The sequence below is a fragment of the Bacillus sp. EB V-12 genome (assembly GCF_056158125.1).
Window position 1 is genome coordinate 273,465 of record NZ_JBUXJL010000001.1, and the last position, 18,460, is coordinate 291,924.

At 37.4% G+C, this 18,460-nt stretch carries 19 protein-coding genes and 1 other annotated feature; of the genes, 16 read left to right on the forward strand and 3 right to left on the reverse strand.

The features are described from left to right. Positions 1–7: 7 nt before the first annotated feature. Positions 8–1,294 (reverse strand): replication-associated recombination protein A, encoded by a 1,287-nt coding sequence (locus ACZDYH_RS01410; protein WP_000812943.1) that lies wholly within the window; start codon positions 1,292–1,294, stop codon positions 8–10. A gap of 293 nt (positions 1,295–1,587) precedes the next feature. On the opposite strand from ACZDYH_RS01410, the gene cymR reads away from it, so the two are divergent. The 7 genes from cymR (at position 1,588) to ACZDYH_RS01445 (ending at position 7,981) form a co-directional block, all read left to right on the forward strand. Further along, a complete protein-coding gene (cymR, locus tag ACZDYH_RS01415; RefSeq protein ID WP_000704116.1) occupies positions 1,588–2,004 on the forward strand; it encodes a cysteine metabolism transcriptional regulator CymR in 417 nt (138 codons plus the stop codon). A gap of 35 nt (positions 2,005–2,039) precedes the next feature. Further along, positions 2,040–3,185 carry a cysteine desulfurase family protein gene (locus ACZDYH_RS01420; protein ID WP_000439881.1) on the forward strand — a complete coding sequence of 382 codons (1,146 nt, stop codon included), beginning with the start codon at positions 2,040–2,042 and terminating at the stop codon, positions 3,183–3,185. Positions 3,186–3,201: 16 nt separating this feature from the next. After that, positions 3,202–4,317, forward strand: a complete 1,116-nt coding sequence (gene mnmA / locus ACZDYH_RS01425; RefSeq protein ID WP_001038010.1) for a tRNA 2-thiouridine(34) synthase MnmA — start codon at positions 3,202–3,204, stop codon at positions 4,315–4,317. A gap of 109 nt (positions 4,318–4,426) precedes the next feature. Continuing rightward, positions 4,427–5,086 carry a tetratricopeptide repeat protein gene (locus ACZDYH_RS01430; protein WP_163092995.1) on the forward strand — a complete coding sequence of 220 codons (660 nt, stop codon included), beginning with the start codon at positions 4,427–4,429 and terminating at the stop codon, positions 5,084–5,086. Between the two features lie 95 nt (positions 5,087–5,181). Then, on the forward strand, positions 5,182–7,518 hold the full coding sequence (recD2, locus tag ACZDYH_RS01435) for an SF1B family DNA helicase RecD2 (protein ID WP_000528082.1): 2,337 nt from the start codon (positions 5,182–5,184) through the stop codon (positions 7,516–7,518). A gap of 127 nt (positions 7,519–7,645) precedes the next feature. Continuing rightward, positions 7,646–7,834: a hypothetical protein gene (locus tag ACZDYH_RS01440; RefSeq protein ID WP_000469281.1), complete on the forward strand. Its 189-nt coding sequence runs from the start codon at positions 7,646–7,648 to the stop codon at positions 7,832–7,834. A gap of 18 nt (positions 7,835–7,852) precedes the next feature. Further along, positions 7,853–7,981, forward strand: coding sequence for a YrzQ family protein (locus tag ACZDYH_RS01445; protein WP_001053553.1), 129 nt, complete (start codon positions 7,853–7,855; stop codon positions 7,979–7,981). A gap of 46 nt (positions 7,982–8,027) precedes the next feature. On the opposite strand, the gene ACZDYH_RS01450 is transcribed toward ACZDYH_RS01445, so the two are convergent. Continuing rightward, complete coding sequence (locus tag ACZDYH_RS01450) at positions 8,028–8,240, reverse strand: hypothetical protein (RefSeq protein ID WP_000242535.1); 213 nt, start codon at positions 8,238–8,240, stop codon at positions 8,028–8,030. Positions 8,241–8,416: 176 nt separating this feature from the next. On the opposite strand from ACZDYH_RS01450, the gene ACZDYH_RS01455 reads away from it, so the two are divergent. Further along, positions 8,417–9,484 (forward strand): AI-2E family transporter, encoded by a 1,068-nt coding sequence (locus ACZDYH_RS01455; RefSeq protein WP_000793128.1) that lies wholly within the window; start codon positions 8,417–8,419, stop codon positions 9,482–9,484. A 44-nt stretch (positions 9,485–9,528) separates the two neighbouring features. On the opposite strand, the gene ACZDYH_RS01460 is transcribed toward ACZDYH_RS01455, so the two are convergent. Next, entirely contained in the window at positions 9,529–9,873 is a 345-nt protein-coding gene (locus tag ACZDYH_RS01460; RefSeq protein WP_000209578.1) for a PH domain-containing protein, read from the reverse strand. Between the two features lie 241 nt (positions 9,874–10,114). Beyond that, positions 10,115–10,334 (forward strand) — a binding site (T-box leader). Positions 10,335–10,374: 40 nt separating this feature from the next. On the opposite strand from ACZDYH_RS01460, the gene alaS reads away from it, so the two are divergent. From alaS to ACZDYH_RS01500, 8 genes are all read left to right on the forward strand, one after another. Continuing rightward, positions 10,375–13,017, forward strand: coding sequence for an alanine--tRNA ligase (alaS, locus tag ACZDYH_RS01465; RefSeq protein WP_000811831.1), 2,643 nt, complete (start codon positions 10,375–10,377; stop codon positions 13,015–13,017). A gap of 76 nt (positions 13,018–13,093) precedes the next feature. Then, positions 13,094–13,360 (forward strand): IreB family regulatory phosphoprotein, encoded by a 267-nt coding sequence (locus tag ACZDYH_RS01470; protein ID WP_000348590.1) that lies wholly within the window; start codon positions 13,094–13,096, stop codon positions 13,358–13,360. A 3-nt stretch (positions 13,361–13,363) separates the two neighbouring features. Continuing rightward, entirely contained in the window at positions 13,364–13,777 is a 414-nt protein-coding gene (gene ruvX / locus ACZDYH_RS01475; RefSeq protein ID WP_001221192.1) for a Holliday junction resolvase RuvX, read from the forward strand. A 12-nt stretch (positions 13,778–13,789) separates the two neighbouring features. Then, positions 13,790–14,068: a DUF1292 domain-containing protein gene (locus ACZDYH_RS01480; RefSeq protein ID WP_000392730.1), complete on the forward strand. Its 279-nt coding sequence runs from the start codon at positions 13,790–13,792 to the stop codon at positions 14,066–14,068. 223 nt (positions 14,069–14,291) lie between these two features. Beyond that, on the forward strand, positions 14,292–15,362 hold the full coding sequence (gene mltG / locus ACZDYH_RS01485; RefSeq protein WP_070179508.1) for an endolytic transglycosylase MltG: 1,071 nt from the start codon (positions 14,292–14,294) through the stop codon (positions 15,360–15,362). A gap of 203 nt (positions 15,363–15,565) precedes the next feature. Further along, positions 15,566–16,207 carry an O-methyltransferase gene (locus tag ACZDYH_RS01490; protein ID WP_000389102.1) on the forward strand — a complete coding sequence of 214 codons (642 nt, stop codon included), beginning with the start codon at positions 15,566–15,568 and terminating at the stop codon, positions 16,205–16,207. 7 nt (positions 16,208–16,214) lie between these two features. Continuing rightward, on the forward strand, positions 16,215–17,144 hold the full coding sequence (locus ACZDYH_RS01495; RefSeq protein ID WP_000742806.1) for a peptidase U32 family protein: 930 nt from the start codon (positions 16,215–16,217) through the stop codon (positions 17,142–17,144). Positions 17,145–17,162: 18 nt separating this feature from the next. Further along, complete coding sequence (locus ACZDYH_RS01500) at positions 17,163–18,443, forward strand: peptidase U32 family protein (protein ID WP_000217974.1); 1,281 nt, start codon at positions 17,163–17,165, stop codon at positions 18,441–18,443. Positions 18,444–18,460: the final 17 nt, after the last annotated feature.

Consider the following 18,460-nt stretch of genomic DNA (forward strand, 5'->3'; position numbering starts at 1 on the left):
GTTTATGTTACCCTTTATTTTTCGTTTTATTCGAAGTTTGTAATCTTTCATAAACAGTAGAAAGTGCTTGCTCAAATTTTCCTGTCGTTTTCGGTTTATAATATTGCTTGCTTTTTATTTTATCAGGTAAGTATTGTTGCCTTACCCAGCCGTTTGGATGGTCGTGCGGATATAAATATCCAATGCCTCTTCCAAGTGATTCTGCGCCTTTGTAATGACTATCTTTTAAATGGCTTGGAATGTCACCTGTTTGACCGTTGCGTAAATCGTGTAATGCAGCATCAAGTGCTTTATAAGCTGAATTTGATTTTGGTGATAAGCATAGCTCGATAACGGCATTTGCAAGTGGGATGCGTGCTTCTGGGAATCCAACTCGTTCAGCTGATTCAATTGCAGCTAGTGTACGTGGTCCAGCTTGTGGGCTAGCAAGTCCAATATCTTCATAAGCCATAATAAGAAGGCGTCTGCCAATGCTTTGTAAATCACCTGCTTCAATAAGGCGTGCTAAATAATGGAGTGCTGCATTTACATCACTTCCGCGCACTGATTTTTGAAATGCTGATAATACATCATAATGAGCATCGCCGCCTTTGTCGTGGACGAAGCTCTTCTTTTGTAAGCATTCTTCTGCAATCTCGAGTGTGATTTCAGCCGCTTGATCGTCTGTAGTAAAGCTAGATAATACAGCAAGCTCAAGTGCGTTATAAGCGGAACGCATATCACCACCAGAGGCGTTTGCAAAGTGATGTAGTGCTTCATCTGTTACCGTTACTGCATATTCTCCAAGGCCTTTTTCTTTATCTTCTAAAGCTCTTTTTAACCCAATTAAAATATCTTCTTCTGTTAGTGCGTGTAATTCGAAAATTTGACACCTGCTTCGAATAGCGGAGTTTATTGCATGGAATGGATTACTTGTCGTAGCACCAATTAAAGTAAGAAGTCCGCTTTCTAAGTGAGGTAATAGAAAGTCTTGCTTTGCTTTATCTAGACGGTGAACTTCATCTAAAATTAAAACGAGGTGTCGATGCATCTTCGCTTCTTGTACGACAACTTCCATATCTTTTTTATTGTGAGTAACAGCGTTCAATAGACGAAACGGGGTACCGGTACTTCCTGCAATTGCACTGGCAATGGATGTTTTTCCTGTACCTGGAGGACCGTATAAAATCATAGATTGAAAATGATTGGCTTGGACCATTCGCCATAAAATCTTTCCTTCACCAACTAAATGTTGTTGCCCAATAATTTCTTGAATATTTGTAGGGCGCATTCGATGTGCGAGTGGTTGTTTCATTTGGACCGTCTCCCTTAATATATAATCTCGTTCTATCGTATCATTTTTTTCTACGGAATTTAAAATAGGATGCTGTTTTATGGGAAAAATGAAGGTTAATATTTTCATTTTTCTTTCAATTGTAATAATTTCCGAGTTTTTCAATGTGATTTTATGTTATCATTTTGATACACAAGTTGAAATTTCTTATAATACTATATTATGCTATAATTTCATAGGATTTTAAATTGTGTTCTTTTTATAAATAAGATATAACCAATAGAAGTGAAAATTTGAAAAGAGGTGCAAAATAGATGAAGATTTCAACAAAAGGCCGCTACGGCTTAACAATTATGATCGATCTTGCAAAAAAGTTTGGTGAAGGTCCGATTTCATTAAAATCAATTGCGCAGGCGCATGACTTATCCGAGCATTACTTAGAGCAATTAATTTCACCACTTCGTAACGCTCGTCTTGTAAAGAGTACGCGCGGGGCATACGGCGGATATGTATTATCTGATCAACCGGCTAACATTACAGCTGGGGATGTAATCCGTGTATTAGAGGGACCGATTAGTGTTGTAGAAATGATAGAAGAAGAAGAGCCAGCACAGCGCCAGTTATGGATGCGTGTTCGTGATGCGGTGCAAGAAGTGTTAGATAGTACAACGTTAGAAGATTTAGTACGTTATGAGGAAGAAAATCACGGGGGCTATATGTTTTACATTTAATTCCTTGTGAAACGATTTGGAAAGAAGGAGATTTAATGGAACGCATTTACTTAGATCATGCTGCGACATCTCCGACTCACCCAGAAGTGGTCGAAAAGATGATTCCATATATGACAGAAATATTCGGGAACCCGTCTAGTATTCACTTTTATGGACGTCAAACGCGCCATGCAGTAGATGAGGCGAGACGAGTGTGTGCACGCAGCATTCATGCGAATCCGAATGAAATTATATTTACGAGCGGTGGTACAGAAGCTGATAATTTAGCGCTTATCGGTGTAGCACGTGCGAACCGTCATAAAGGTAACCACATAATAACGACGCAAATTGAACATCATGCGATTTTGCATACGTGCGAATTGTTAGAGCGTGAAGGGTTTGAAGTGACATATTTACCTGTCGATGAAACAGGGCTTATTCAAGTTTCTGACATACAAAAGGCATTAACAGAAGAGACGATTCTTGTATCTGTTATGTTTGGGAATAATGAAGTAGGGACAATGCAACCAATTGTGGAAATAGGAAAGTTGCTAAAAGATCATCAAGCTTATTTCCATACAGATGCGGTACAAGCTTACGGTTTAGTAGAAATTAATGTGAAAGAGTTTGGAATTGATTTATTATCAATTTCAGCTCATAAAATTAATGGGCCAAAAGGTGTAGGGTTCTTATACGCTGGTGCAAATGTGAAATTTGAACCGTTATTAATAGGCGGAGAGCAAGAAAGAAAACGCCGTGCTGGTACGGAAAATGTGCCTAGTATTGCTGGGCTTCAGCATGCAATTCTTATAGCTGAAAAAACTCGTGAGCAAAAAAATGCCCAATATGAAGAGTTTAAAGATATAATGGTATCTGTCTTCAAAAATGAAGGCATTACTTTCGAGGTAAACGGAAACTTAGAACATCGCTTACCGCATGTACTTAATGTAAGTTTTACAGGAATGAACATTGAACCATTTCTTGTGAACTTAGACCTTGCTGGCATTGCAGTATCAAGCGGTTCTGCTTGTACAGCTGGTTCGATTGATCCATCACATGTATTAGTAGCGATGTTTGGAAAAGACTCCGATCAAATACGTTCATCCGTACGCTTTAGTTTTGGACTTGGAAATACGAAAGAGCAAATTGAAAAAGCGGCGTACGAAACAGTGAAAATCGTGAAGCGATTAACACAAAATTAGCATGGGAGGTGACATGATGAACAAACTACCTCACGAAACACGCGTTGTCATCGGAATGTCCGGTGGCGTCGATTCATCTGTAGCAGCACTTTTATTAAAAGAGCAAGGTTATGATGTAATCGGAATTTTTATGAAAAACTGGGATGATACAGATGAGAATGGTGTCTGCACAGCAACAGAAGATTACAATGATGTAATTGAAGTGTGTAACCAAATTGGTATTCCGTATTATGCAGTAAACTTTGAAAAACAATACTGGGATAAAGTATTTACGTACTTCTTAGATGAGTATCGAGCTGGTCGTACACCAAACCCAGATGTAATGTGTAATAAAGAAATTAAATTTAAAGCATTTTTAGAGCATGCAATTGCGCTTGGTGCGGATTATGTGGCAACAGGCCATTATGCACGCGTTGCTTATATGGACGGCGAATATAAAATGCTTCGCGGCGTTGATGACAATAAAGATCAAACATATTTCTTAAATCAATTAAGCCAAGAGCAATTATCAAAAACAATGTTCCCGTTAGGTGAATTAAAGAAACCGCAAATTCGTGAAATGGCGAAAGAAGCTGGCTTAGCGACAGCGGCGAAAAAAGATAGTACAGGTATTTGCTTCATTGGTGAGCGTAACTTTAAAGATTTCTTAAGTAACTACTTACCGGCACAACCAGGTGTAATGCAAACATTATCTGGTGAAGTGAAAGGGAAGCATGACGGTTTAATGTATTATACAATTGGACAACGTCATGGCCTTGGAATTGGTGGTAATGGTGATCCATGGTTTGCTGTTGGGAAAAATCTAAAAGAAAACATTTTATATGTTGATCAAGGATTCCATAACGAACTTCTATATGGTGATGAAGTTATTGCTACGAATGTAGGATGGGTAAGTAACAAAGAAAAAGAAACAGAATTTAAGTGCACGGCGAAATTCCGTTATCGTCAAGAAGACAATAAAGTAACGGTTCAAATCGTTGATGAAAATACAGTTCGTATTCTTTGTGATGAGCCAATTCGTGCAATTACACCAGGACAAGCAGTCGTTTTCTATGATGGAGATGAGTGCTTAGGCGGTGCTACAATTGATGAAGTATACCGTAGTGGTAAGAAATTGGATTATTTAGGATAAACGAGAAGCCTCTGCCGATTAGCGGTTAGAGGTTTCTTTTACATAAAGCGAATTTTCGTTCGCTTGGAAAATACATTCTTTGTTATAATTTGTTGTAGAGGTGAAGGACATGTCAAACAAACTTGAAAAAGGTATTCAATATATGCAAGAAGGAAACTGGGAAGAAGCAGCTAAAAATTTTACAGAAGCAATCGAAGAAAATCCGAAAGATGCGCTTGGATACATTAATTTTGCAAATTTATTAGACGTATTAGGTGATAGCGAGCGAGCGATTTTATTTTATAAACGCGCACTAGAGTTAGATGATAAATCTGCAGCTGCCTATTATGGTTTAGGAAATGTATATTATGGCCAAGAGCAATTTACTGAGGCGAAAGCTGTATTTGAACAAGCAATGCAAGCTGGATTACAATCAGCTGATGTAACATTTATGTTAGGTATCACACATGTACAGCTTGGAAATGATCGTCTTGCACTACCATTCTTACAAAGAGCAACAGAATTAGATGAAAACGATGTAGAAGCTGTATTCCAGTGCGGACTTTGCTTCGCGCGATTAGAACATGTTCAAGAGGCGAAACCTTATTTTGAAAAGGTATTAGAAATGGATGAAGAGCATGCAGATGCGTATTACAATTTAGGTGTTGCGTACGTATTTGAGGAAAATAATGAGAAGGCTCTCGCTTTATTTAAGAAAGCAACTGAAATTCAGCCAGATCACTTTTTAGCGGGTAATGGCGTTCGTTTATTAGAGCAAGAAGCTGAATAAGATAAAAATATAGTTTAATGGGTAGTTATCCCTCATCTAAAAAGGTGGGGGATGTACTGCTCATTAAAGTGAAAATATCGGAAAGGAGAGGAAAGATGGGAAATCAACATGCAATGGATTTGTTTGAGGAAGAGAAAAAGTTTATAAAAGCGCAAGTTCTTCATACCATTTTCCACAACGAAGAAAACCTCTATTCCGTTGTCAGTATGAAAGTCATTGAAACGAATGAAACGTATGACGAAAAGAAAGTAATGATAAACGGTCATTTTCCCCGCATGCATGAAGATGAAGTGTTTACATTGACTGGTCATTTTAAGGACCATCCAAAGTATGGAAAACAATATATGGTTGAAACATTTAAAAAAGAATTGCCGCAAACAAAAGCAGGTATGGTGCAATATTTAGCGAGTGATTTATTTAAAGGGATAGGAAAGCGTACAGCTGAAAAAATTGTGGACCATCTCGGAGAACATGCTATTTCTAAAATTATGGATGACCCTGAGGCATTAAATGGTGTTGTTAATAAACAAAAGGCTCAGGAAATATATGAGACAATTGTTGAACATCAAGGATTAGAGAAAGTAATGAGCTTTTTAAATGGCTACGGTTTTGGAACGAAACTTTCTATTAAGATTTACCAGCAATATAAAGAGATGACATTAGAAGTGATTCGTAATAATCCGTATCAACTTATTGAAGAAGTGGACGGGATTGGTTTTGGAAGAGCGGATGATATAGGGCGTGCGTTAGGGATATCGGGTAATCATGACGACCGTGTACGAGCGGGATGTTTTTACACATTAGAGAATGTCTCATTACAACTTGGTCATGTTTATATGAGGAAAGATCAACTTGTAAGAGAAACGATGTCACTTTTAAACAATCAAGAAGGAAGAGTGACTGAGGAAGATATTATAGGTTGTATTGAAACGATGCAAAGTGAAGGGAAAGTCATCATAGAAGAAGAACGAGTGTATTTAGCGACGTTATTCTACTCTGAAAAAGGTGTTGTAAAGTCTATTCGCAGGCTTATGAATCAAGAAGAAACACCTTCATTTCCAGAAGCGGAAGTGTTAAAAACGTTAGGTGAAATTGAAGAACAACTGAACGTACAATATGCACCGTTTCAGCAAGAAGCAATTCAAACGGCACTTCATAAACCGATGATGTTATTGACAGGTGGACCAGGAACAGGGAAAACAACAGTTATTAAAGGGATTGTTGAAATGTATGCGTCACTTCACGGATTATCGTTAAATCCGAATGAATACAGTGATGATAATCCATTTCCAATACTATTAACAGCTCCAACAGGAAGAGCAGCGAAGCGGATGAGTGAATCGACAGGACTTCCAGCTTGCACAATTCACCGTTTACTTGGTTGGACGCCAGAAGGATCTTTCCAGCGTAATGAAACGGATCCTGTCCAAGGTAAGCTCCTTATTATCGATGAATTTTCAATGGTTGATATTTGGCTTGCAAATCAGCTATTTAAGTCGTTGCCGACGAATATTCAAGTTATCGTTGTAGGTGATGAAGATCAGTTGCCATCTGTAGGACCTGGACAAGTATTAAAAGATTTATTAAATGCAGGCGCAGTTCCGACAGTGAAGCTTACTGAAATTTATCGTCAAGCGGAAGGCTCATCAGTCATTCAACTTGCCCATGCGATAAAAAATGGAACTCTACCACCAGATTTAGCGCAAAACAAAAAAGATCGTTCGTTTATCAGCTGTACAGGGGCTCAAATTGTTGAGGTTGTGAAAAAAGTTTGCGAAAATGCTAAAACAAAAGGCTTTAGTGCAAGGGATGTTCAAGTATTAGCACCGATGTACCGCGGGCCTGCTGGTATTAATGTATTAAACGAAGCGCTGCAACAAGTATTTAATCCGAAGAGGGAAAAGAGTAAAGAAATTGCTTACGGTGATGTTGTGTACCGAAGAGGCGATAAAGTACTGCAACTCGTGAATCAGCCGGAGAGCCAAGTGTTTAATGGTGATATTGGGGAAATTGTTTCGGTGTTTTATGCGAAAGAGAACGTTGAGCAACAAGATATGATTATCGTTTCATTTGATGGAATTGAGGTAACGTATACGAAGCCCGATTTAAATCAAATTACGCATGCATATTGTTGTTCCATTCATAAATCACAAGGTAGTGAATTTCCGATTGTTATTATGCCAATCGTGAAAAGTTACAACCGTATGTTACGTCGTAATTTAATTTACACGGGTATTACAAGAAGTAAGAAGTTCCTTATTATTTGCGGGGAGGAAGCAGCTTTCCAATCTGGTGTAAATCGCCTTGATGATGCAATGCGTCAAACAACTTTAGCTAGTCGCTTGCAAGAATCACAAGGAGAAGTACAGATGGTCACAGTTAATGGCGAGGAAATGGACGTGGAAAACATTTCACCGTATGATTTCATGTAACAAGGTGAAATTATATAGTGAAACTTTCAAACGCATAGCGTTGAAAGGCTCCAGTAATGTATAAATGAATGCAGTTTGGACATAATGGCGAATAGAATCTGGGAGACTGTAAGGAGATGAAAGCCATATGTTCATTTGTCCAAATTGCAAAGGGAAAGACATTGGAAAAATAGGTGTCAACCAATTTTATTGCTGGAATTGTTATATCGAATTATCGGTTTCAAAGGGGAAAATCCATACACATCAAGTTGAGGAAGATGGTTCATTAAGCTCTCTTGATGATTTATTTGATGAGAATGAAAGAACGATCGGATAACGAAAAGGGGGATTTACTTTGAATCTACGCAATTCATTAATCGCATTAGGTGTTGGAGCTGCAGCATATCAATATGCTCGTAAACAAGATGTATTTTCAAAACGCAATATGAAAAAAGCACGTAAGATGATTAAGTCTTACTTATAATCATTTCGATAAATTGAAAAACTCCCTTGTAGACAAGGGAGTTTTTTTATGCACCCATATGCAAATAAAAAAGTCCGATCTCTGAGAAAAGATAAGATAGACCGTAGCAGCCAACGCCAAGTATTCCATACTGCCATAATTGCTTCGCTTTTTCTTTACGTGAGGAATGAATAAAGAACCCCTTCCAAATACCGAACCCGATACAAATCCATTCAAGAATCATAAAAAGTGCTGATAATCCAAGCATAAACAAAACCATAATTAGCCCTCCTGATTATATTAATTCATGCTGTATTCTCAGGGGTGGTTGTCCTTGTTATGTTATTTATATGTACGTCTTTAAAAAACAGTATGGTCCGTATGAAAAGATTTTAAAAGTTTCGCACATAACCTACCCCATTTATTTTCAAAATAAAGGTGGAGGAGGTTTTTCATGTGAAGAATCTTAAAATCATTTGGATATATCGTTTAGGATTATTGTTACTTGTTTTTCTTTGTCTGCTCGTCTTTTTAAAAATTAAGCCGCTATGGGCACCGATTATTTTTGTATTTAAAGTAGCAATCACGCCGTTTCTTATCGCGTGTTTTATTGCGTATTTATTGCACCCTTTAATTGAAAAAATTCATAAGGAAGGGATGCCTCGTACACTTGCCATTTTGCTCATTTATATCCTTTTCTTTGGCGGAATTGGTTATGGGATTTATAAAGGAACACCAGTCGTTATTAAACAGTTACAAGAGATTAATGAACAATTTCCCCAGTTTACAAAGATGTACGATTCGTGGATGGATGGCGTTACAGAACAAACAGCGAATTTCCCTTCGTTCATTCATGAAAAGGTGAAGCAACTTTTTGTGGGTGTGGAAACGAAGATTCAAGCGCTTTTAAATAAAGTGATGAGTACAGCTCGTGGTGTACTCGATTCATTGCTCATTATTTTCTTAATACCGTTCATTGTATTTTACATATTAAAAGATTATGGTGAGTTTTATCATATCTTTTGGAAACTAGTCCCAAGTAAATGGCGAGGTACGGGGCAAATGCTTGCGAAAGAAATTGATAAGTCACTTGGAAGCTATATTCGAGGACAGTTATTTGTTTGTTTAGTATTAGGGGGAGTATCAGCTCTTTCTTTTTGGTTTATCGGTATGAAATATCCATTATTGCTTGGCATTATTATTGGGGTAACGGATATAATCCCATACTTCGGTCCTATTTTAGGAGCGATCCCGACGTTAATGATTGCAGCAACAGTATCAACGAGTTTACTTATTAAGGCGGGGATCACGATTGCGATTTTGCAATTTGTGGAGAGTAACATTTTATCGCCTTACATCGTTGGTAAGTCACTTCGTATGCATCCCGTTATTATTATGCTTGCCTTACTAGTTGGGGGAGAGGTAGCTGGGATTGTAGGGTTACTAATATCTGTTCCAATTTTAGCAGTTATTCGCACTGTCATTGTTCATGTGAGACCGCTCTTGAAAAAAGAAGATGTGTAAGTATAGAAGCCCTCTATGTAAGAAATAGAGGGCTAATCATATATTTATTTAGAAAGCTGCTCGTGTATCTTTTGAACGAGGGAGCTCACATCATTTGTTTGAATATGTTTTATTTTTTTCCATTCGTTATCATACATAAATATAATTTGATTGTTGAAAAGACGCTTTTGTTCTTTTAGATTAGAAATTTTTGCGAAAGAGTACTCTTCAAATATTGGATTCTTACTTACATCTGGCCCATAAAAGAATAGTCTTTTGTTCGTTAAAATTAGCAATCCTGGCCTTGCGACGGAACGATAAATAAATATGTCTAATGAACATGCTGCGTAAAATAATATCGTTTCGTCAGTCGCTAATATGTTTTTAGCTTTGCTAAGTAAGGTTGTCATTGTGATCGCTCCTTTATTTTATTAACAATAATTTAATTATAGCAAAAAAAGTAATATTTAGAAATTTTTATAAATCATTCTTGTAAGGAGATTCCGATTTGTTAATAAACGCATAATATATGAAAAGGCTGTTAAGAATGAATAGTAGAATACCTATGATTAATAAGCAATTAATACAATATAAATGATTATCTACATTGACAAACTTAAGAGAATTCTATTATATTTAGTCATATAATACATTAAATCAATGACGGAACAAGTACGTTACAGTCCATTTATAGAGAGAAGCTTCCATATGGCTGAAAGAAGCTTTAGATGAAGGGTAACAGAAAGCTAATCCTGAGAGCAGCTAATCACTGCCGTCTTGCCACGTTACGGCACCATGAGGTGATGAATTGATTGTTATTGTAATCAATTCATAATTAGGGTGGTATCGCGAGTTAACTCTCGTCCCTTTTATAGGGACGGGAGTTTTTTATATTTAAGGAGGAAAATACAATGAAACAACTAACAGGCGCACAAATTCGTCAAATGTTTTTAGACTTTTTCCAAGAAAAAGGGCATGCAGTAGAACCTAGTGCATCACTAGTTCCGCATGAAGATCCATCTCTTCTATGGATTAATAGTGGTGTAGCTACATTAAAAAAATATTTTGATGGACGTGTAATCCCACAAAATCCACGTATTACAAATGCTCAAAAATCAATTCGTACAAACGATATTGAAAACGTAGGGAAAACAGCTCGTCACCATACATTCTTTGAAATGTTAGGAAATTTCTCAATTGGTGATTACTTCAAAGAAGAAGCAATTACATGGGCTTGGGAATTCTTAACGAGCGACAAATGGATCGGATTCGATAAAGAATTACTATCAGTTACAATCCATCCAGAAGATGAAGAAGCATTCACAATTTGGAATGAGAAAATGGGCGTTCCCAAAGAGCGTATTATTCGCTTAGAAGAAAACTTCTGGGATATCGGTGAAGGACCAAGTGGACCGAATACAGAGATTTTCTATGACCGCGGAGAAGCTTACGGTAATGACTTTAGTGACCCAGAATTATATCCAGGCGGAGAAAACGAGCGTTACTTAGAAGTATGGAACCTTGTATTCTCTCAATTTAACCATAATCCAGACGGTTCATATACACCACTTCCTAAGAAAAACATTGATACAGGGATGGGTCTAGAGCGTATGACATCTATCGTTCAAGATGTACCTACGAACTTTGATACAGACCTATTCATGCCGATGATTGGTGCAACAGAAACAATTTCTGGTGAAAAATATCGTAATGGCGATTTAGAAAAAGATATGGCATTCAAAGTAATTGCTGACCATATCCGTACAGTAACATTCGCTGTTGGTGACGGTGCTCTTCCATCTAACGAAGGCCGTGGTTATGTATTACGTCGTTTATTACGCCGCGCTGTTCGTTATTCGAAGAAATTAAACATCAACCGTCCATTTATGTTTGAATTAGTACCGGTTGTTGGAGAAGTAATGAAAGACTTCTATCCAGAAGTACTTGAAAAGAAAGATTTCATTGCGAAAGTTGTGAAGAACGAAGAAGAGCGTTTCCATGAAACACTTCATGATGGTGAAGCGATTTTAGCTGAAGTAATTGCAAAAGCAAAAGAAGAAAAAACAACTGTTATTTCTGGAGTAGATGCGTTCCGTCTATATGACACATACGGTTTCCCAATTGAATTAACAGAAGAATATGCAGAAGAAGCTGGCATGACAGTTGATCATGAAGGTTTTGAAAATGAAATGGAAAAACAACGTGAGCGTGCACGTGCTGCTCGTCAAGACGTTGATTCTATGCAAGTTCAAGGTGGTGTCCTTGGAGAAATTAAAGTAGCGAGCGAATTCGTTGGTTACGGTACAGTTGCAACAGAAAGTAACGTTGTTGCACTTGTGAAAAACGGTGAATACACAGACAGCTTACAAGCTGGTGAAGAAGGACAATTAATGCTTGATGTAACACCATTCTATGCTGAGAGCGGTGGACAAATTGCAGACCGTGGTTACCTTCTTGCGGATGGTGTGAAAGTTCTTGTAAAAGACGTACAAAAAGCACCAAACGGCCAAAACTTGCATAAAGTTGTTGTTGAAGAAGGTACATTAACGAAAGATGCGGCTGTAAAAGCTATTATCGATACGAAAAACCGTAGTAGCGTTGTAAAAAATCATACAGCAACTCATTTACTACACCAAGCATTAAAAGACGTACTTGGAACACACGTTAACCAAGCAGGTTCTCTTGTAACTTCTGAACGTCTACGCTTTGACTTCTCTCACTTCGGTCAAGTACAAGCTGACGAATTAGAAAAAATTGAGCGTATGGTAAACGAGAAAATTTGGGAAAGTATTGATGTTGAGATTTCTCAAAAAGCAATCGAAGAAGCGAAAGAAATGGGCGCAATGGCATTATTCGGTGAAAAATACGGAGATGTTGTACGCGTTGTACAAGTTGGCGATTACAGCTTAGAGCTTTGTGGTGGTTGTCACGTTGATAATACAGCTTCTATCGGTATTTTCAAAATCGTTGCTGAGTCTGGTATCGGTGCAGGAACTCGTCGTATTGAAGCAGTAACTGGTAAGTCTGCATACGAATTAATGAACGATCAAGTAGGTTTATTAAAAGAAGCAGCAGGAAAAATGAAAACAAATCCGAAAGATATTTTAACAAGAGTTGATGGTCTATTTGCTGAAGTGAAACAACTGCAAAAAGAAAATGAATCTCTTGCTGCGAAATTAAGCAATATCGAAGCTGGAAACTTAACTGATTCTGTAATGACAGTTGATGGTGTGAATGTATTAGCAGCGAAAGTAAATGTTGCAGATATGAATAACTTACGTACGATGATGGATGATCTGAAAAATAAATTAGAGTCAGCAGTTGTTGTATTAGCGTCTGTTAATGACGATAAAGTAAACATCCTAGCAGGTGTAACGAAAGACTTAATTAGCCAAGGTTACCATGCTGGTAAACTTGTGAAAGAAGTAGCTTCTCGTTGCGGCGGTGGCGGTGGCGGCCGTCCTGATATGGCACAAGCAGGCGGTAAAAACCCAGCTCAAGTCGAAGAAGCTTTAGCATTTGTACAAGAGTACGTTAAATCTGTTTCAAAATAAAGAGATAGTAGTGTACAATGGTAGGGAGAGGAGAAGTTCTTCTCCCTATACTTACTATATAAGTGAGGTGCTTGAAATGGACGGTTTTGATAAAACAATGAAGTTTAGCATTCAAGATGAAAAACAGAGTGTCCATGTAAATGATGTACTTTTAACTGTGTATGATGCACTTCAAGAAAAAGGCTATAATCCGATTAACCAAATCGTCGGTTATTTATTAAGTGGAGACCCAGCATACATACCTCGCCATAAAGATGCACGTAGCATCATTCGCAAGCTTGAACGTGATGAGTTAATTGAAGAGCTTGTGAAGTCTTACTTGAAACATCATCGTGAGGAGTAGTTTATGCGGATATTAGGTTTAGATGTAGGTACAAAAACAGTCGGAGTTGCAATTAGCGACGAAATGGGCTGGACAGCACAAGGATTAGAAACAATTAAGATTAACGAAGAACGAGGTCACTTTGGTTTTGATCGTATTTCTGAGTTAGTAAAGCAGTACAATGTGGACAAAATAGTAGTAGGTTTACCTAAAAATATGAATGGTACAATTGGCCCACGTGGCGAAGCGTGCCAACAATTTGCAGAAAACCTACGAGAGCTGTTACAATTAGACGTTGTAATGTGGGACGAGCGTTTGTCAACAATGGCAGCGGAACGTCTACTCATTTCAGCTGATGTAAGTCGTAAGAAGCGAAAACAAGTAATCGATAAGATGGCTGCAGTCGTAATCTTACAAGGATTTTTAGATAGAAAATAAGAGGTGACCAAAATGGAAGAACGTCAAATTACAATTGTAGACGAAAAAGGTAACGAACATTTATGTGAAATTATTTTCACTTTTGATGCTGACAAATTTGGTAAAAAATCATACGTAATCTTCTCTCCAATCGGTGAAGTAGATGAAGATGGAGACCCAATTTATGATGCAATGGCTTATGAGCAAAATGAAGAAGAGGGCGGAGTTTTACTTCCAATCGAATCAGAAGAAGAGTGGGAAATGGTACAAGAAACGTTTAACACTATTGCTGATGAGCAAGAAGCTGAATAATAAGTACTGAAAAGATGGACGACATACAGTCCATCTTTTTTTGTATTTATATGTAAAATGAAAGATTTTTTGTCGAAACTGTGTAAGTCTTTGTAGTATAATGAGACGGATTGTAGAAAAATAAAGTGTCAATTAAAAAAGATAAGTGAATTTGTTGCGTTTTTACATCGTGCTGTATAGAAAGGTGTACATACGGTCTACAATTAAGTAAGGAGGAAATGTTTTGATAGAGAATCAAGTGAAAAAGAAGCGTAGACGCATCTTTTTATTTTCGATTATTGCACTGCTTTTAGTTTGTGGTTCAGTCTATGCGTATATTTCATCCGCATTAGGACCAGTTGATAGCGGGAATAAAAAAGAGATTGAAGTAGAAATTCCGAAAGGATCATCTACAAGTAAAATTGGAGAAATTTTAGAAGAAAAAGGCGCTGTAAAAAACGGTACAGTTTTTAGTTTTTATACAAAGGCTAAATCGAAAAGTTTACAAGCAGGTACATATTTATTAAATCCTTCAATGAATGCTGAAGATGTAATCGAACAAATGTCAGCTGGCAACGTGCATCGTCCAGCTCTTTATAAAGTGACGATTAAAGAAGGGGCGCAAGTAACTGAAATTGCAGAAACGATTGCGACAGAACTAAAGTGGAATAAAGATGATGTTACGCGTCAATTAAACGATAAAGCATTTATTCAAAAAATGCAGCAAAAGTATCCGAAGTTATTAACGGATAAAATCTTTGATAGTAATATTAAATACCCATTAGAAGGTTATTTATATCCTGCAACGTATTCGTTTTATAAGAAAGATACAACGTTAGAAGAAATTGTAATTACAATGCTTGAGAAAACAAATGCAATCATTGTTCAAAATGAGGCGAAAATGAAAGCGAAGAATTGGGATGTTCATCAGCTTTTAACATTATCTTCACTTATTGAAGAAGAGGCAACTGGTTTTACAGATCGTCAAAAGATCTCTAGTGTCTTTTATAATCGTTTAGCAAAAGGTATGCCGCTTCAAACGGATCCAACGGTATTATATGCACTTGGAAAGCATAAACAACGTGTATTATACGAAGATTTAAAGGTCAACTCACCGTACAATACGTATGTTGTAAAAGGATTGCCGGTAGGGCCAATCGCAAACTCTGGTAAACATTCAGTAGAAGCTGCGTTAGAACCTGCGCAAACAGATTATTATTATTTCTTAGCTGCACCAAGTGGTGAAGTGTACTATGCGAAAACATTAGAAGAGCATAATGCATTAAAGCAAAAATACATTACGAAAAAACAGTGAAATGGGGAGGGATAGCGAAAAAAGTCGCACATCCCTCTTTTTTGTGGTAAAATATATCGGGTTAAAAACTGGCAGAAGAATCGTTTTTAATATCAAAACGGGACGTACAAGCTAAGGATAAAGCTGGCTTGTATTTTTATTGCATTCTATGTGTGAAAAGACGTCATAGAGGCACTTCTCCATGTAAATAAGGAGGACCATTTATGGAGGATGCAGTTAACGAGTACCTATTATCATTTATTGATCCGAAAGATAAATTAATTCTTGAAATGGAAGAATATGCAACAGAAAATCATGTGCCGATTATGGATCGACTTGGAATGGAATTTATGCTGCAATTTTTACGTTTAATTGGACCGAAAAGCATTTTAGAACTTGGAACAGCAATCGGTTATTCTAGTATTCGTATGATGCAAGCTATTCCAAATTCACGTATTGTGACAGTTGAGCGCAATCGTGAGCGATATGAAAAAGCACTTGAATATATAGAACGTTCCCCAGTAACAGATCGTATTTCAGTTATTTACGGTGATGCGTTAGAGACAGGTGAACAAGTAAAAGAACACGGGACATTTGACGTTATTTTTATTGATGCAGCAAAAGGACAGTATCGTCGTTTTTTTGACTTATATGAACCGTTATTAAATCCTGGTGGCGTAATTATTTCAGATAATGTTATGTACCACGGTCTTGTAACGACAAAAGAGAAAATTGAAAACAGACGTACACGTGGTTTAATCCGTCGTATTAAGACGTACAATGAGTGGCTTATGAACCATGAAGGATATGATACAACGATTTTCCCAATTGGTGATGGAGTAGCTGTTAGTAAAAAGAGAGGGTGACCAAGGTATGAAGAAACCTGAATTGTTAGTAACGCCAAGAGCGGTGGCGGATATCGAACAACTTGCGAAAGCAGGAGCAGATGCGGTAATGATTGGTGAGCAAAAGTTTGGTTTACGTTTAGCAGGGGAGTTTTCACGTGAAGATGTAAAACAAGCTGTGAAGATTGCACATGAAAATGGTGTGAAAGTATACGTAGCCATGAACGCTATGTTCCACAACGATAAAGTAGAAGAATTAACAGATTACGTTTCATTTTTAAACGAAGTAAATGTAGATGCAATTGTTTTCGGAGATCCAGCGGTATTAATGGCTGTTCGCGAAGTAGCACCAAATATGCAGTTGCACTGGAATACAGAAACGACAGCAACAAACTGGTTCACTTGTAACTACTGGGGACAAAGAGGAGCGAAGCGCGCTGTATTAGCTCGTGAGCTGAGCTTAGATGAAATTGTTGATTTAAAAGAAAATGCTGAAGTGGAACTAGAAGTACAAATTCACGGTATGACTTGTATGTTCCAATCGAAGCGTTCATTAGTAGGAAACTACTTTGAGTATCAAGGACGTAATCTTGACATTGAAAAGAAAAAATATGAAGAGAATATGTTCTTATATGACCCAGAGCGTAACAATAAATATCCAATTTATGAAGATGAAAATGGTACTCACATTATGAGTCCCAACGATATTTGTTTCATCGATGAATTAGAGGAACTAATCGAAGCTGAAGTTGATAGCTTAAAAATCGACGGTGTACTAAAAAGCTCTGAATACATTATTGAAGTAACGAAGAAATATCGTCAAGCGATTGATTTATGCGTAGAAGATCGTGATGCATATTATGACGTGAAAGATGATCTATATAAAGAAATAGAAGAAATGCAACCAGTAAATCGTCCGTTAGATACAGGATTCTTCTTTAAAGAAACGGTTTACTAAACGAGGAGGGTGTAGGAAATGACTGTACAAGAAATTTCACGAGTGATCGATGGCAAACGTGTTATTGTGAAGAAACCTGAACTGTTAATCCCTGCGGGTAACTTAGAAAAATTAAAAGTAGCTATCCATTACGGGGCAGATGCTGTATATTTAGGTGGACAAGAATTTGGTCTTCGTTCGAATGCAGGTAACTTTACGCTAGAAGAAATGGCAGAAGGCGTTGAGTTTGCAAAGAAGTATGGAGCAAAAATATACGTAACAACAAATATCTTTGCGCATAATGAAAATATGGACGGGCTAGAGGAATATTTAAAAGGGATTGAAAAAGCTGGCGTAACGGGAATTATCGTTGCTGATCCGCTTATCATTGAGACTTGTAAACGCGTAGCGCCTTCTGTTGAGGTGCATTTAAGCACACAGCAATCACTATCCAACTGGAAAGCAGCACAGTATTGGAAAGAAGAAGGTTTACATCGTCTTGTATTAGCTCGTGAAGCAAGCTATGAAGAAATGAAAGAAATTAAAGAAAAAGTGGATATTGAAATTGAAGCATTCGTACATGGTGCAATGTGTATCGCATATTCAGGAAGATGCACATTAAGTAACCATATGACAGCGCGTGATTCTAATCGTGGTGGTTGTTGCCAATCTTGCCGCTGGGATTATGATTTAGTTCAAACAGTATCACAACATAAAGATGCAAAAGAGCTTCCTCTATTCCAAGAAGGAGATGCTCACTTTGCGATGAGTCCAAAAGATTTAAATTTAATTTTATCCATTCCGAAAATGATTGAAATCGGAATCGATAGCTTAAAGGTAGAAGGACGTATGAAATCAATCCATTACGTAGCGACTGTAGCAACTGTATATCGTAAAGTAATTGATGCTTATTGTGCGGATCCAGATAACTTTGAGTTTAAACAAGAATGGTTAGATGAGCTTGATAAATGTGCAAATCGTGATACAGCTCCTGCATTCTTTGAAGGGGTTCCAGGACATCAAGAGCAAATGTTTGGAAATCATAGTAAGAAAACAACGTATGATTTTGCTGGTTTAGTGTTAGATTATAATGAAGAAACGGGCATCGTAACGATTGAGCAACGTAATCATTTCAAACCAGGACATGAAGTGGAGTTCTTTGGACCAGAAATAGAAAACTTTACGCAAACGGTGGAGAAAATTTGGGATGAGGATGGAAACGAATTAGATGCAGCGAGACATCCGTTGCAAATCGTGAAATTCAAAGTGGATCAACGAGTGTATGTGAATAATATGATGCGCAAAAGCATACTTCAATAAGAAAGAGTGATAGTCGA